Origin of the sequence: Tsukamurella sp. M9C (assembly GCF_020169415.1) — a bacterium.
GTDB lineage: Bacteria > Actinomycetota > Actinomycetes > Mycobacteriales > Mycobacteriaceae > Tsukamurella.
Window position 1 is genome coordinate 240,370 of record NZ_JAIULG010000001.1, and the last position, 14,909, is coordinate 255,278.

Sequence of the window (14,909 nt, forward strand, 5' to 3'; positions counted from 1 at the left end):
TAGTGGCGCTTCAGTCGGTGAACGACTTGGCTTGGAAGTTGACCGCCTCGATGAACTTGGGATCGGGGTTGTACGAGGCGACGGCCTTCTGCCAGCCCTCGGGGGTCGACATGTCGGCGCCGGCGCCGCAGAGCAGGCGACCGAGGGTCAAGGCGGCATCGTCGAGATTGTCGGGGTTGGGTGGCGTGTTCGTATCGGAGCTCGCGGTGATGGCCCACTGCTCCCACACGGTGGGGGCGAACAGAAGTGGGCCCATGAGAAGGTCCGCGGAAGCGTCGCCGTCGTAGAATCCGCCGTCCGTGTCCTTCGCCGCCGGCTTCTGCGCTTCGCGGAAGGAGGGCCGGACGACGGCGTCGTCCCCGAGGCGGTGACTCCGGGACGTCCCGTGGTCGGAGGTGATGCGCCCGATGGCCGCCAGTGTGGCCCAGCCGAGTTGGCAGCGTGGTGCGTTCTTTCCCATCACCAGGGCGGCCCAGGAGTAGGACTCCAGCGCCGTCGTCGGGGTGAGGTAGGGGCCGCTGTGAATGGCAGCCCATTTGGCCATCGCTGCCGCCGCACGCGGTGCCGACGGCGCGCTGGAGGCCGAGGAGGCGGGGGCGTCGGGTGTTCGCGTCAGGCGCGCGGAACATCCGGTTAGCAGAACCACCACGGCTACGGCGATCGTGACGCCGCGGACGGCACCGGTGAAGCGTGCCGAATGATGCTGCGGCGCGCGGACTGTCGATTTCATCACGGAGTGGCCTCTCGGGGTCGTGCGCGCGATACCGTTGCGGAATGCAGGTCGACGATCAGGTAGCGGGTTCGCGTCAGCGGGCGCAGCGGGTGCACTGGGAACGGTCGGAACGACAGCGGATTCTGCAGGCGCATTCGCTCCGTACGAAGTTGACCACTGCCGCGGTCCTGAACGGCAAACTTCCCCCGCGGTCGACGGCTTCGGTCGTGATGCTCGTGCTGTGGTCCGTCGCGATCGCGGCGATCGCCGCGGCGGCGGTGCTGGCGGGAGTGTGGATCGCCGGCTGGATGGGTGCGAAGTCACAATCAGCGCCCCAGGTCGGTACCAAGTATGTACTGGTAGATGCCCTGAGCCCAGAACAGCATGGGAATCAGCCCCAGTAGGACGAGCGCATCGACGACGTTCCAGAGCTGAGCCAGGCGTGCGCCGGTGACGGTGGGGAGCTCGAAGTAGCCGAGGAACAGAATGATCACGCCGAGGAGCAGGGCGATGACCATGGTCGCGGCCGCGGTGATGAACGGCGCCGACTCCCCGATGCGCTGACCGATCAGGGCGACCGGCACGATGAACGCACTCGTCACCGCGACGCCGATGATCGGCGCGACGTGCCGGACCTCCGAGAAGCTTCGACTCCGCAGGAGGAAGGCCAGTCCGATGTAGGCGCCGAACGCCGCCTGCTCCCAGACCCCCGTGATCGCTAGCACGAGAACGGCTCCCACGGCGCTCGCGCAGCACGCCCACACGATCCCGTCAAGAAGGTCGGTGGCGATGAACGCCCGCCGCACGATCTCGGGTCGACCGGGGCGCTCACGTCCGGCCTCGTACGAGGCGGCGGGAGACTCCTCTTCGGTGCGGGCCACGACGCCGCCCAGTCCCGACCACGCCACTGAGAGCCTTCCGGCGCAGGCGAGGCCGATGATGAGGACCGGAGAAATCCATGCCGCGAGCGCGGTCGCGTTGACTCCCAACCGGATCGCGATCACAGCGGCGATCGCGGTTGCGCCGGCGATCGACGACGATGCGACGATCGCCCACCGGGCCGGTGACAGGACGAAGGTCGTGATGGCGATTCCGCACAGGCCGCCGCCGACGGTGGCGAGGACGACCTGCGGCCACGGGGACGCGTGGAACACCGCCGCCGACGCGGCGGCGAAGCAGATCGGAGTGATCCAGACGAGGTGACGGGCCGGCTCCGGGGCTGCGTAGGTCGCGAGGATGAACGCGCCCATCGCTGCGGCGCATGCGCCGGCGACGAGGCCCCCCGTGACGGCGAAGGCGACGGCCGCCACGATGACCAGCATTCCCGCGTAGCCCACGACGACGGAATGCCGGGCGCTGCCGGTCCACATCCGGCGGTCGTCCTCGACGTAGTCGGCGACCACGTCGATCGCGGAGAAGATCTCCGGTGCGGCGACCTCGCTCGCGGCGGGCACGATGTAGAGCAGGTCCCCGTCCACGACGCCGTAGTCGCTGAGCTTCCCGTGCGCGGCGAGGGGACCGGCCGCCACCGACGCGAATTGCCATCCGGTCTCGTCGGACGGATCGAGACCGAGAACGGCGGCGACCTGGTCGACGACCTCGGCGACGGGGCGTCGGAGCGGCGCGGTGACGTCGGCGGCGTTGTCCTCCGGGCCGATGACGGTGACCCGGACGAACTCAGCCACGGAACGTCCCCGCCCGGGCGGAGGTGAGGTGTGCGCCGTTCGACGCGTGCCCGGTCACGCCTGCACGCGGTTGAACAGGGCCTTGCCGGCGATGTCCGACGCCGATGCCCGCGCGGCGATACCGTCGGCGGCGCGGCCGAACTCGGCGATGTTCGCGATCAGCTGCTGGGTGAAGACCCCGCCGACCTCGGCATGACCGGCCATGGCTGCGTTGACCGCCGCACCTGCTTCCGCTCCTGCGCCGGCGACGGCGGGGCGTGCCGGGGCCGACAGCGACGCGGATACCACCCGCAGACTGCTGCTCGCGTCGAGCAGGTCGTCGAGCGGGAACTGGGAGAACGAGGAGTTCATCGGCTTCGGCCCTTCCGGTCGAGATGGCGAGATGCGGAGCAGGAACGGTCAGGACGCGGCCCGCGCCGTCGCGGTGGACGACGAGGGGGAGGGCTTGCCGGTGGTGGGAGGTAGCTGGCTGGTCGGTCCGGTGGGCGCCCCTTGCGCCGGCCCGGGCGGGAGGAAGGGCGCGTTCGGGAGCGGACTCTGGCCCACGTCCGGCACCGGGATCGACGGGACCTGAGCTCCACCGGGCAGGGTGACCGGGGCCAACTGCGCCGGCGGCTTGGGATTCTGCTTGGTGACGTTCGTGTGCATCAGGTACGTGTTGTACGAATTGAACTGAGACACGACGAAGTACAGATCGTTGCCCGAGGAACCGGGGAGGACCCGCGGTGCGTAGAGGCTGGGGTAGTCGGTGCCCGAGGCGATGATCTCGGGATCCGACCACGGGCCGAGCGCTGACGCGGACTGACGCATCACGATGGCGTTGCGCACCATGTCCGTATTGACCATCACGAACCGCTGAACGCCGGGATGATAGGCGACGTTGAAGTCGCCGAGCGCACCCCAGGCGAGGGGGGACGGGGCGGTCTTCTCCGCCGCGGAGAACTCGCCGCCGTTCCACACCTTGTACTTCGACGAGTCGAGGACGTCCTTGGTCTTGGTCTTCGACACGAAGACGCCGCCGATGCGGCCGGGCGGGCTCCCGTACAGGTAGACCTCGTCGCCGACGACGACGGCGGAGGTCATCTGGAAGGCCGTGTTCCGCTCGGAGTTGCGCCAGACGGCCTTCGGGGCCTTGAACCACGTGGAGCCACCGTCGTCCGAGTAGGCGATGCCCGAGTAGTTCGACACCCACTGCCCGGACGAAGGACCCCAGTTCCGAATGGAGGTGTAGGTCAGGAAGGTGCGGTCGCCGATCGCGAACCCGGAGGTCGGGATGACGGTCTCTTCGGCACCCTTCGCCTTCGCGCTCTGCAGAATCTCCTTGGCGTGGCCAGGGCGGTCCGAGATGAACGAGGTGATCTTCATGCCCGCCGAGGGATTGGAGACGTCTGCGACTGCGAGCGAATTGGACCTCCAGTCGAATCCCGTCGGTCCCGTGGTCCCCGTCCAACCGACGCCGGGGCTCTGCTGCCCGGTGCCGCCGCCGGAACCCTCCGAGGAGCTGCCCGAGCCGCCGCTGCCGGACCCTGAACCCTGCTGGCCGCCGGCGCGAATGTTGATCAACGGGATGTCGGGCACGGGGATCTTGACCGCCGAGGGAATGATCGGCACGTTCAATCCGCTACCGTCAACCAGCGGCGGAGTCGTGGCCTGCTCGCCGGTCGCGCGCGGGCCGCCGAACGTATCGCCGAACGCGACGAGAGTTCGTCCCCGCGAGTCCGCGAACGGCACGGCCCAGGCCGCGCCGGCGACGCCCCAGTTCTTGTCGGTGTGTGAATACGACTGGGCGCCAGTGATCTTCGAGACGAAGGCGTTCGTCACCGATCGACCCTGCGGGAGGGCGGGCTGTCCGGCCCCGGGAGGTTCGGCGGCCGGAGCGGCCGGTTTCGCGGGTCCGCCCGGCCCGCCGGGACCGTTCGGTGCGGCTGCGACGATGGGGAGCCCCGGAACCCCGGGAGCGGGGGGCACGGCGTAGGGAAATGAACCCTGGGCACTGACCTGAGAGGGCTGCGCGCCCGCTTTCACCGTCTGAGAGGGTGCTGAGGAAGTCGAGCACGCGGCGACGGTGCACACCGCCACGGAGCCGACCGCAGCGGCACGCACGCGCGAGAGGAGCACGGACGTACCTCGAGATCGGTTGTGACGTACAGCATGTTTCGCCACGGCGTGCTCCCCGCTGGTCTGGGTTCGCTGGAGTGCCGCTCCAGTAAACCTGAGATTTTCATATGGATCGCGGCGACCTTATCGCGCGGATTCAGCCCTCGCTACTTGATGTGACGAAGGGTACGTTGGTTGCGGTAACTGTTGCGAACGGTCGTAACCGCTTGTAGTGTCCTGCGCAAATTCAACCTGGGGTGTCTTGCCCCGGAAGATTCCCGGAGGGGCACGACGGCCATGGGTACTCGTTTCTCAGTCGCCAATCATGCGGTGACCACGCACGCGACCAACATCGAGCAGGTGTCGGGGGCGTTGAACGCTCAGGGCAAGCGGTTCGTCTCCGCGGTGGAGGCGCTGCCGGCGTCGTGGAAGGGGCAGTCGTTCATCGCGTGGGATCAGTTGACGACGCGGTGGGATGCTTCGTTCAAGGAGCTCAACGCGGCGTTGACGACGATCCGTGAGTCGGTGGGGCAGGCGGGGCAGCTGTACACCTCCGGTGAGCAGCAGCAGGCGGCGAACCTTGAGCAGGCGGCTCGGGGTATGGCCTGGGATCAGGCGAAGTTCCGCTGACTCTGGGGCTTTTCGAGCCCGACTTTTGATCTGCAGCCACGGACTTCCGTGAGCTGCTTCTGAGCCTTCCGATGAGGGGATGATCATGTCTGAGATGTATGCGTACGACGAGGGTGGCGCGGAGACCGCCGGTGATGATCTGGCGTCGATCGTCGCCGCGTTGGAAGCGAACCTGGAGCAGTTGCAGGGGTACGTCGCGTCGGTGGAGTCGCAGTGGAACGCGGATGAGCAGGTGCTCTACCGCGGCGTGCAGACCAAGTGGAACAACGCCGCGGCGTCGGTGAGCGAGATCCTCGGGCAGATGAAGACCGCGCTCGGCACGAACACCGAGCAGGTTCGTGACATGCGGTCGCAGGTGCGCTCCGCGCTGTCGCGCAACTGACTGTCCTCACGAGCTCGTCATAGTCCTCAAGGCCGCGCTGTGCCTGCGCGGCCGCGTCCCTGTCGTTGTCTATCGAAGGATCACTGAGCTGATGTCCTCCATTTTCACCCTTGCCAAGCGGCTGTCGGTAGCGGCGCTGACCAGTATCGTGATCGCCGGTGCTGTCGTCGCGCCCGCCGAAGCCGCACCGACCACGGCCGGCTGCCGTGCCGTACCTCAACCGGCACTGACGCTGGGCGCGGAAGGCACAGTCCGCGTGGAGATTCCTGCCGCACCGGGGTGGCACGAGGGCGCCGTCCCCGCTGGTGCGTCCCGCCTCGCACTCGGCCGATTGGTGGACGCATCCAACCGCGACGCTCTCGACGCGTGGATCGGTGTGCCCACCGACAAGAAGATCACCACCTCCGCCCAGCTCGCCGATGTGGAGACCGCCCGTAAGCAGGTGCTCTCCCGGCGGTCCGTCGCCGGACCCTGCGGCCTGCCCACCGAGGCGGTGACAATCCGCTACGCAGCGACCGCGACAGAGCGGGAGTACTTCGTCAGCGGCCGCTACACCGCGGCGCAGACGAGCAAGGAGACACTGGCCATCTACGTCGGTGTGAGCACCTTCGACCGGAACAGACTGCCGCAGCTGGAGAACGAGCTTCTTCGCGGCTACGGCATCCGCCTGCCCGCCTGACCCCCTCCGCGCCCCATAGTCACTGCCTAGAGAGGCCTCTTGCGATGAGTTTCGACATCACTCCTGGTGACGGCATCGTCGGGGAGTTGGAGCTGCTTGGTGATCTGATCGTCGGCGGGTTCCCGGAGGCGGTGTTCACGCTGCCGGGGGTGAGCGTCGATGAGGTACTCGATCATGCGCGTCTGTATCTGGGGTTCGCGGAGGCGGCGGAGTCGGCGCATGCGCGGGTTCGCGGACTCGAGGTACCCGAGTTCGTCGGTGTGGAGGGCCAGTTCTTCCGCGGCCGAGTCCCCGGCGAGTTGGCGATGCAACTCGGCGCGGCGGTGGAGTCGTACTCGCGGGTCGGTTCGGGGATCAAGGAACTCGCCCGCGAACTCGACGCCTCCCAAGCAGCGTTGAAACCCCTCGAAGCGCGGGCGCGGGCGGTGTTCGAGCACATGCAGAAGGTATGGATCAAGGTCAACGTTCCGTTCACGGAGTACTCGGGATTGCGCAGCGAGTGGGATGAGCTCGTTCGCGCCGCGGGTGTGGTGCACGAGCGGGTGGCGGTGGCCGGGCAGCAGGCGGCCGCGGTGATCAACGCGGGCACCGAGGCGATGGTGCCGGTCAATGACTACTTCTCCACGCTGCCTGGCGGAGCGGTGGCGGGTGGTGTTGTGGCGCAGGGTGCGCGGTCGACCGCCTCGCGTGCGGCCTCCGCTGCCGGTGGCGTGACCGGTGCTCCGGGACGCGCCGCGAAGGCGACCGCCGATGGGCTGGGTGCCGTAGCCGGTGCGGTCACCTCGGTTCCGCAGCAGATCACCGCCCGCGGCCAGCAACTCGCGCCGCAGGTGACCCCGGACGGGATCAAGGTCGGCGACCAGCTCCTCACCGATCCCACGAGCGAGCAGGCACAGAAGCTCGTGCGGGACGGGCAGGCGACGAACATCCTCGGACTCGATCCCACTGGTGTTCCGACGGCGATGATGATGCTCGCCTCCCCGAACACCCTGCTGCGCGAGCAGCCGCGCAAAAAGTCGGCCGGGCGTAGATGGTCGGGTGAGGAGTCGAAGGCGCAGTCGATCGCGGAGAATGCGGTCGGTCAGGTGGTCTCGGTGCCGGGACGGTTCGTCGGCGGAGCCGTCGACCGGTTCGGTAACACCATCGCCGGCAATGCCGCGCTGATCGGTGTCGGTGGTGACCCCGTGCGCGCGTGGACGGGGCTGCTCTCGAACGTCACCAGCCCCGTTGCGGGTGCTGGTCGTGCCGTGGCGTCGGCGACACCCGAGCAGATCCTGGCCGACCCCGTCGCCGCAGCCGGCTCGGCGGCAACCCATGCGCCCGCCGCGGTGCCGTTCGTCGGCTGGGTATACGGGCTGGTGGAGTGGGCGACCAAGCCAGGCGAACTCGCCCGCGAAGGCGCGAAGGAAACACTCACCTCCGCCCTGGACGCCCTCACCCTCAAAAACCTCGAAGCAGGCCAGGCAGTCGCCAACACCGGCGAAGTGCACGTCACCACGCCCGACGTGGACATCCACGCCGACAACGGCGGATACGTCACCTTCACCCTCCCCGATCTCGAAGGCGGAGAACCCAAAGCCTGGTACATCCTCGCCACCCCTGATAGCCCCGGAAACTTCACCACCAACGTCGCGACCGGTCCCGATGAGGAACTCATCGAACGCGCCGACGGCTCCGTCGTGTTGGTCAACAGCGGCACCGGACAGATCGTCCGTACGATCAAGACTCCGTGGGCGAAAGACGCAGTCGGACGCGATCAACCCACCTGGTACTCCATCGATAAGGTCGACGACCAAACGTCGACGATCACCCAACACATCGCCCCGAACAAGAACGCGTTGTACCCCCTGATCGCGGACGCTCCTGCGGGGGCGCAGATCAAGCCGCCTTCAGGATCGCAGATCGCGGATATTAGCGGCGGGGCCACCGCAGGCGCTAGTGCTGGCGCTTCCGTCGGGCAGGTTGCGGGCGGCTCGGCGCCGACGGTACAGTCCGATGGCTTTTCGGGGCCGACGACGACGAACGCGGTCAACGCCCCTTTCGAGCGGCCACAGGGCAATGGGGGCACCACGACCCCGAACGTCCAATCCGAGCCCTACAGTCCTTCTGCTGGAGCAAGCAGTGGTGGTACCGCGAACACCGACCCGCAGCCGTACCGGCCCACCCCCGCACCAGAGGCGCCGCCGAAGCCGGACGCCGAATCTGGTCAGGACGACAAGCAGCCCGACACCTACGTCGGAGCCGTCACCGACACCGGCAGCAGTTTCCAGGACGTTTCGGGCTCCGAGGTCGGTGTCAAGAGCGTCGCCGACCCGAACGTCAACACTGGTGGTGGCGTTCCTGCGCCTGGTGACAGGTCGGCTGAGCTGACCCGACTTGTCCAGTCAGGATTGATGAACTCGGCAATGCTGCAGGCCCTCGGCTACCACATCGATCCCAGCGGCAAGGTCGTCAAGGACACCGGTCCGATCGTGTCGGTAGAGCTCGCCCCCGATCTGGGGCAGAGCCCGGTGGCGGGGCTGATCGTGCCGCAGCTACAAGCCGGCGGAGCGCAGGTGAAAGTCAAGTCCCCGGTGCCGGGGACGCCGCAGGACAACGACATCAGTTCAGTGTCGATCGGCGACCCCGGCAAGCAGGTAGACACCTACCTCGTGCGTGGTGACGGTGCGACCAGCCGTACGCAGTCGACGCGCACCCTCGACGGGATCGAGACGATCACCCAGACCTTCGACGGCACCCGCATCGACGGCCACACCACCCTCAGCCCTGACGGAAAGCCCGTCTCCTCGACGTGGACCGACACACCCGGCAACCAAGGAACCGTCGACAACACCAGCCCCCAACAGCGCACCCATGTCGACGTTGCGGACCAGTACGGCGGCGGATACACCGACACGATCACCACGGGCGAGACAGGCAACGTTTACGAGACGACCGGCGTAAACGCCAACGGAGACGTGATCGAGTCCACCATCACGAATATGGGGCAGCAAGGTCTCGCCAAGCACTATCGGATCAACGGCGTCGACGAAGAGGTCCTCGCCGCGAGCCGCATCAACGAGCTCGGCGATCCAGCACGCCTGAAGATCTTCAACGAAAAGGTCAAGCCCGCCCAAGAAGCCTACGAGCGTGCGGTGCGCGACCTGTATATGAGCCCGGGTGACGGGGCGGCGATTACTGCCGCTCAAGGGCAGGTAAAGAGGACCTACGCTGCACTCATTGAGGCCCTCGGCGAGTACGGCCTCGTCCCCAAGTTCGACCCCAGTCAGATAATCCAGACCGGAAACGGCACCTACGAGGCGCCGATGACCGGCCCCGACGGAAAGCCCATCATCGGTGGTAACGGGAAGCCGTTGATGGCTAATATTGTCGCACGCCCTGACGGCGGGTTTAGCGTCGCCCAAGACGTCGGGATGGGAATAAACACGTCGACGATCTCTTCGACCAACGGGTACGAAGGCACGCAGTACATGTCGAAGGGCGTCGTACAGGACAAGAGCCTGGACACATTCCTCGGCATCCTCGACGTCGTCGGCGTCGCCGCCGCCGCACCTGGCGCAGGCCGCGCACTCGGAGGCCTTCTCCGAGTCGGCGGAGAGCAGATCGCATCCAATGCCCTCAAGGAAGGTGGCGAGAAGGCTGCGGTAGCAGCCCTCCGCACAACCACAGACGAAGCCAGCGGAATCGCAGCTAGGCAGAGTCTTACTGGGGCGGACAGGCAGGCGATTCTCGACTACACTGGTAATAAGCACTATCAGACCTTGAACGCAGGATTGAGGAGCGGTGTGGTTACCGGAGAGCAGCGAACAATGGCCAATGCGATTAACGCAGCATTGGCGAAGCTTCCCGACTACAGCGGGCAAGTCGTTCGCGGCGTCGATCTGAGTCCGGCCGATCTTGCGCGATATCAGCCAGGGGCTGTCGTGCGGGAGGCGCCATTCACAAGTACGACCATCGATCCGACTAAAGCCTTCTCTGGAAATACCAGATTCATTATTCAATCGACATCTGGAAAGTATGTCGAGCCCCTCTCTGCGATTCCCGGGGAGATGGAAGTACTGTTTCCTACGGATAGCCTATTCCAAGTGCTGAGCAAGAGTGTGGATCCGGTCACCGGAGAAACCATCATTGCAATGATCCAGAGGGTGGCTCCTTGAAATGGCCGAAAAAACCAAGAGAGGTGGACGTAGAGTGTCGGAATCAGTAAATGGAAGAACTTTCGGAAGTCCTGAAGAATTCGGTTTGGAACCATTAGCTCCTGCTGAAATCGAGGAAGCTGAACGCAACTTGAAGGCGTTTCAAGCTGAGAGGCAACAGGCTTACCTGGATGGGCGAACGACAGAGGCTTCTCCGAAATTTGATGAGTAGGGGACGTTGATCGCCTGTTAATTCCCCACGGGCGTTACCGCACGCGAAAAGATGACATCTCGCAGCAGCAGTGCGGGCCCGACGATACGGTGGTCCCTCGGTGTCGATGTCGGGCGTGGCTGGCCGGGATTAACACGACGCGGGTGACGATGCGGACAGGCTAATGCCGATCATCGAAGGCAGGGAAGGCCTGTCCGAGCTCGCAACGCCCGACTTCTTTCAAGTCCCGTACCCATCGCGCGGCTCCACCGAGCGTGTGGTGGCACTCATGTACTACAACTGCGTATGGGATGTGGAACACGCCCACTCCCCGGCACGTATCTGCCCCAAACCAGGGGGCGCACTATAAATCCGGCGACCCGTAGCACACTGGTGTATGGCCCTCAAGCCTTCCTAAGGCAACCTGGTCGAAGGGAGGCGCCATCCCCGGCTGGGAGTACGTGAACCGCGCGCCGGAGAAACCGCGAATGCATTGCAAGGGTCAGATGACTGGCATCCGACGGACGCCCGACGGACGCATTCCGGAACATGTTCTGATCGACCGAGATCGAGAAGGCGTTTGAAGGCAACAGTGAGATGCTCAACAAAATCCATTGTCGCTATCGCATCGATTGGGGGCAGATCAATTGCAGCGACCTCTGAGAATGTTCGGTTCGTCAATTCCGAAGGCAGCAGAGTCGCCGCATCACCGAACCAGCACCGTACCCGGCTGCGACGGTATCATCCAATACAATACGTTCGGCCGAGGATGATCTGAATGTCATCGACGGCGCGACGCTAAAGAGAAGAGTGTCCACTGGTCATTCAATGAAGCGCGCGATTGCGCGACCACGTTCTACCCCCACCACACGGACGAAGGCTTCTTTCCTCTGTGCCGCGCCTTCGAATCGATCGAACGTGAGGCGAATGCCGTCTTCAAACGAGGAAGGGCGATTGCCAGGCCGATTCTCGTTCGGCAACAGTCCTCAACTTGTCCGACGTCTCCGTGCGGCAGCGCATAACCGCCGCGCGGAGCGCAGGACTAGGAGCTGACGCCGAGGCGGTTGAGGAGGTCGGCGTCGATGCCGTCCAGCTCGCGGGCGATGGCCTGGTGTGCCGGGCGGCGGCGCGCGGGCGGCATCGACTCGGACGCGGTGATGGCCGTGCCCAGGTCGTCGAGGCGCTGCGCGACCGCGGTGGTGAAGGACTTGGTCTCCGCATCGGGGTGCGTGGCCGCCAGCTGGTCCAGCGAGCGACGGGCCGCCGCGACGCGGGCCGAGAGGCCGCCGCCGTAGCCGGCGAACGCCGCGACCTCGTCGACGGGCACGCCGAGGCGCGAGGCCTTGGCCGCATCGAGCTGGTTCCGGCCGGCCTGCGCCGCGCGGTAGGCGATCGGCACCACGACGGGCGCGAGCAGGCGCGCGGTCGAGATGTAGCGCTTGAGCCGCGCCTCGGAGAGGAGCTTGCCGTCGACGGCCGCGCGGGCCTGGGTCTCGGCGATCTTCAGGTTGGCCGCATCGGCCTTGCCCTGCGCCTTCGCCACGATCTTCGAGCGCTGCAGGTCGGCCTTCAGCGCCTTGCGTTCGCTCTTCGACGCGTTCTTCACGACGCGCTTGGCGTCACGGTCGGCGTTCTTGGCGGCGAGCTTCGCCTCGAGGCGCCCCTTGGACTTGAGCGCCTTGGCCTGCGCGCGGCGCTCCGCGCGGGAGGACTTCGTCTTCTTGCCGAACAAACCCATCAGTGCACGTCCTTGTAGGTCAGTACTGCCGTCCGGTACAGCATTGCACAGCGCGGCTCCGCGGGTTGTCGGTGCCGCCCGCCATACTGCTAAGCAGTGGACATCGACCAGGGCATCAAGACGACTCCGGTGAGCGCGCGCTCGCTCACCGGTTGTCGGCACCGTCTGGCGCTCGAGGCCCGCGCCCCGCAGGGCGATCCCGACCCGGGCATGGCGCTGCGGGTGGAGGCCGCGGCAGTCTTCCGCGCGTCCGTCCGCGACCGGCTGCCCGGGCTCACCGTCATCGAGCCGGGGGAGGGCGCGGTGCGCCGCACCCTCGCCGCGATGGAGGCCGGCGCCGACCGGATCTGGAACGCCGTGCTGCCCACCGCGCACGACCGCCGCGGTCACAGCGAGCTCCTCGTCCGCCTCGCCGACGGCTACATCCCCGTCATCGTCGTCAACCACAAGACCTGCGACCCCGGCGCCGGCGCGGTGACCTCGCCGCTGGACCGCTGGGAGCCCCGCGAGGACGAGACCGTCCGCTCCCGCCAGCACCGCGGCGACCAGATGCGCCTCGCGCACCTCACCCGGATGCTGCAGGACGCGGGCTTCGCGTCCCGGACGCTGCTCGGCGGGAGCATCGGGGTCGACGGTGCGCGCATCGTCGTCCAGGAGGTCGGGCCGCTCCTCGCCACCTATGACGAGCGGTTCACGGACCGTCGGGCCGTCCTGGCCGGCACCGTGGAGACCGAGCCCGTGCGGGTGGCCGAATGCCGACGGTGCCCGTGGTGGCCGCAGTGCGCGCAGACCCTGACGCTCGCGCGGGACGTGAGCCTGGTGGCCGACGGGCGGTCGGCGCCCGGGTTGCGCGAGGCGGGCATCGGCACCGTCGACCAGTTGGCCGAGTACGCGGGGCCCCAGCCCGAGGACGTGCCCGTGCCCATCGCCGACCTGCGGGCCATGGCCCGCGCGTGGCGGGACGGGCAGGTGCTCGTGCGGCGGCGGCCCGAGGTGAAGGTGCGCCGGGCCGACGTCGAGGTGGACGTCGACATGGAGAGCTACCAGGAGTACGGCGCCTACCTGTGGGGCACATGGCTGCGGCGCGACGGCGTCGACCTCGGCTACCGGCCCTTCGTCACCTGGGACCCCGTGCCCACGCGCGACGAGGCCCGCTCGTTCGCCGAGTTCTGGGCCTTCCTCATGGACCGTCGCGCGGAGGCGCACTCCGCGGGCAAGACCTTCGCCGCGTACTGCTACTCGCAGAACGCCGAGAACAAGTGGCTGCTGGCCTCTGCGGACCGGTTCGCGGGCGAGCCGGGCGTGCCCGTGCGGCGGGCCGTGGAGGAGTTCATCGCCTCGCCCGAGTGGGTCGACATGTTCGACGCCGTCGGCGACGCCTTCCTCTCCCTCGAGGGTCGCGGCCTGAAGAAGGTGGCGCCCGTCGCCGGATTCCACTGGCGCGACGCGGAGGCCGGCGGCGAGGCGTCGATGCTCTGGTACCGCGTGGGCGTCGGGATCGACGCCGGCTTCGCCGACGAGGACCGGGCCGTCCAGCGGCAGCGGATCCTCGACTACAACGAGGACGACGTGAAGGCCACCGCGGCGCTGCGCGCGTTCATGTCGAGCGAGAAGGTGCTCGCGCTGCCGGTCGTGGGCGGCTAGGGCCTGCCGGCCGTGAACCTCTGCATGTCGGCGAGGACGCGCTCCGCGGCGACGGTGGACGCGTTGAGGAACCAGGGGTCGACGTCGACCTCGAAAGCGCGCCCGCGCTCGACGACCGGCAGCTTCTTCCACAGCGCCGCCTCCGTCATGTCGCGCGAGGCCTTCGGGAACGAGTAGAACAGCCAGTCGGCGTCGAGCATCCCCACCTCCTCCGGCGACAGCGCGCGGCTCGCGACGTCGGAGAAGCGTTGGGCCGCAGGGCGGGTCAGGCCGGCGTCCGTGCCGACGATGCTCGCCAGGGCCAGCGTCCCGAAGTACAGGTACTGATCGCCCCGCGCCCGGACCAGCGAGACGGTCGCGGCGTCGCCGCGCGACTGCGCCCACGCGCGGGCGCGGCCCTCGTAGTCGGCGAGCAGCTTCTCGCCGGCCTGCTGCCGCTTCAGCGCCTCGGCGACGGTCGTCAGATCGGTCTTGAACGCCTCCGAGCCGCCCGCGGTGAGCACGGTCGGGGCCATCTTCGCCAGCTGCTCGTTGAGGGACTTGTCGGCCCGCTTGTTCGACAGGATCAGGTCGGGCTTGAGTGCGGCGATCTTCTCCGGGTCCGGCGTCATCCGCTCGCCGACGATCCGGATCGCGTCGAGGTCGTACTTGTCGCCGAAGGCGTCGCGGATGAACTGGGGGATCCCGGTGCTGTTGCTCGCCTCCGGGGCGACCACCGCGAGGCCGACCGGCACCGTCCCCAGCGCGAGGCAATGATCCAGGTGCCCGGTGGAGAGCGCGACCACCCGCTTCGGGCCGTCGTCGCCCGTCTGCGCGGACGTGCCGTCGGCGCCGCACGCGGACAGCGCGGCCGCGGTGCCCAGGCCGCCCGCGCCGAGGAGCAGCGATCGTCGGCTGAGGGGGCGGCGCATCGGGGAGCGAGGACTCGGAGAGGTCATCGCTTTAGGTTAGGCTAAGGATAGTTGGAGTGGTGCGGGCGCCCTCATACCGGCGAG

11 protein-coding genes are annotated in these 14,909 nt (G+C 67.4%); 5 read left to right on the forward strand and 6 right to left on the reverse strand.

All coding sequences use genetic code 11. The annotated features are described in order from the left end of the window. Nucleotides 1–10 precede the first annotated feature (10 nt). The 4 genes from LB823_RS01140 to LB823_RS01155 all read right to left on the reverse strand — a co-directional run bounded on the left by LB823_RS01140 (nt 11) and on the right by LB823_RS01155 (nt 4,218). Complete coding sequence (locus LB823_RS01140) at nt 11–733, reverse strand: hypothetical protein (protein ID WP_224644919.1); 723 nt, start codon at nt 731–733, stop codon at nt 11–13. A gap of 305 nt (nt 734–1,038) precedes the next feature. Beyond that, the gene (locus LB823_RS01145; protein WP_224644920.1) at nt 1,039–2,397 is read right to left on the reverse strand and encodes an EsaB/YukD family protein; all 1,359 of its coding nucleotides are present in this window, start codon (nt 2,395–2,397) and stop codon (nt 1,039–1,041) included. Nucleotides 2,398–2,451: 54 nt separating this feature from the next. Further along, a complete protein-coding gene (locus tag LB823_RS01150; RefSeq protein ID WP_224644921.1) occupies nt 2,452–2,748 on the reverse strand; it encodes a hypothetical protein in 297 nt (98 codons plus the stop codon). Nucleotides 2,749–2,796: 48 nt separating this feature from the next. Beyond that, nucleotides 2,797–4,218: a DUF4185 domain-containing protein gene (locus tag LB823_RS01155; protein ID WP_224644922.1), complete on the reverse strand. Its 1,422-nt coding sequence runs from the start codon at nt 4,216–4,218 to the stop codon at nt 2,797–2,799. A gap of 573 nt (nt 4,219–4,791) precedes the next feature. Between LB823_RS01155 and LB823_RS01160 the strand changes: the two genes are divergently transcribed. From LB823_RS01160 to LB823_RS01175, 4 genes are all read left to right on the forward strand, one after another. After that, a complete protein-coding gene (locus tag LB823_RS01160; RefSeq protein ID WP_068627341.1) occupies nt 4,792–5,124 on the forward strand; it encodes a WXG100 family type VII secretion target in 333 nt (110 codons plus the stop codon). Between the two features lie 85 nt (nt 5,125–5,209). Further along, on the forward strand, nt 5,210–5,506 hold the full coding sequence (locus LB823_RS01165; RefSeq protein WP_107504231.1) for a WXG100 family type VII secretion target: 297 nt from the start codon (nt 5,210–5,212) through the stop codon (nt 5,504–5,506). A 91-nt stretch (nt 5,507–5,597) separates the two neighbouring features. After that, on the forward strand, nt 5,598–6,185 hold the full coding sequence (locus LB823_RS01170) for a hypothetical protein (protein ID WP_224644923.1): 588 nt from the start codon (nt 5,598–5,600) through the stop codon (nt 6,183–6,185). Nucleotides 6,186–6,229: 44 nt separating this feature from the next. Beyond that, on the forward strand, nt 6,230–10,342 hold the full coding sequence (locus LB823_RS01175) for an ADP-ribosyltransferase domain-containing protein (RefSeq protein WP_224644924.1): 4,113 nt from the start codon (nt 6,230–6,232) through the stop codon (nt 10,340–10,342). A gap of 1,232 nt (nt 10,343–11,574) precedes the next feature. Here the strand turns inward: LB823_RS01175 and LB823_RS01180 are convergent. Further along, nucleotides 11,575–12,270 (reverse strand): DUF6474 family protein, encoded by a 696-nt coding sequence (locus LB823_RS01180; protein ID WP_068523324.1) that lies wholly within the window; start codon nt 12,268–12,270, stop codon nt 11,575–11,577. A gap of 96 nt (nt 12,271–12,366) precedes the next feature. On the opposite strand from LB823_RS01180, the gene LB823_RS01185 reads away from it, so the two are divergent. Beyond that, complete coding sequence (locus LB823_RS01185; protein ID WP_224644925.1) at nt 12,367–13,914, forward strand: TM0106 family RecB-like putative nuclease; 1,548 nt, start codon at nt 12,367–12,369, stop codon at nt 13,912–13,914. Here LB823_RS01185 and LB823_RS01190 read toward each other — a convergent pair. Beyond that, nucleotides 13,911–14,852, reverse strand: a complete 942-nt coding sequence (locus LB823_RS01190) for an iron-siderophore ABC transporter substrate-binding protein (protein ID WP_224644926.1) — start codon at nt 14,850–14,852, stop codon at nt 13,911–13,913. The genes LB823_RS01185 and LB823_RS01190 overlap by 4 nt on opposite strands. Between the last annotated feature and the right edge of the window lie 57 nt (nt 14,853–14,909).

Coding starts and splice junctions, on each gene's coding strand:
- LB823_RS01150 (WP_224644921.1), bottom strand. CDS start 2,748: ATGAACTCCTCGTTCTCCCAGTTCCCGCTCGACGACCTGCTCGACGCG.
- LB823_RS01160 (WP_068627341.1), top strand. CDS start 4,792: ATGGGTACTCGTTTCTCAGTCGCCAATCATGCGGTGACCACGCACGCG.
- LB823_RS01165 (WP_107504231.1), top strand. CDS start 5,210: ATGTCTGAGATGTATGCGTACGACGAGGGTGGCGCGGAGACCGCCGGT.
- LB823_RS01170 (WP_224644923.1), top strand. CDS start 5,598: ATGTCCTCCATTTTCACCCTTGCCAAGCGGCTGTCGGTAGCGGCGCTG.
- LB823_RS01175 (WP_224644924.1), top strand. CDS start 6,230: ATGAGTTTCGACATCACTCCTGGTGACGGCATCGTCGGGGAGTTGGAG.
- LB823_RS01180 (WP_068523324.1), bottom strand. CDS start 12,270: ATGGGTTTGTTCGGCAAGAAGACGAAGTCCTCCCGCGCGGAGCGCCGC.
- LB823_RS01190 (WP_224644926.1), bottom strand. CDS start 14,852: ATGACCTCTCCGAGTCCTCGCTCCCCGATGCGCCGCCCCCTCAGCCGA.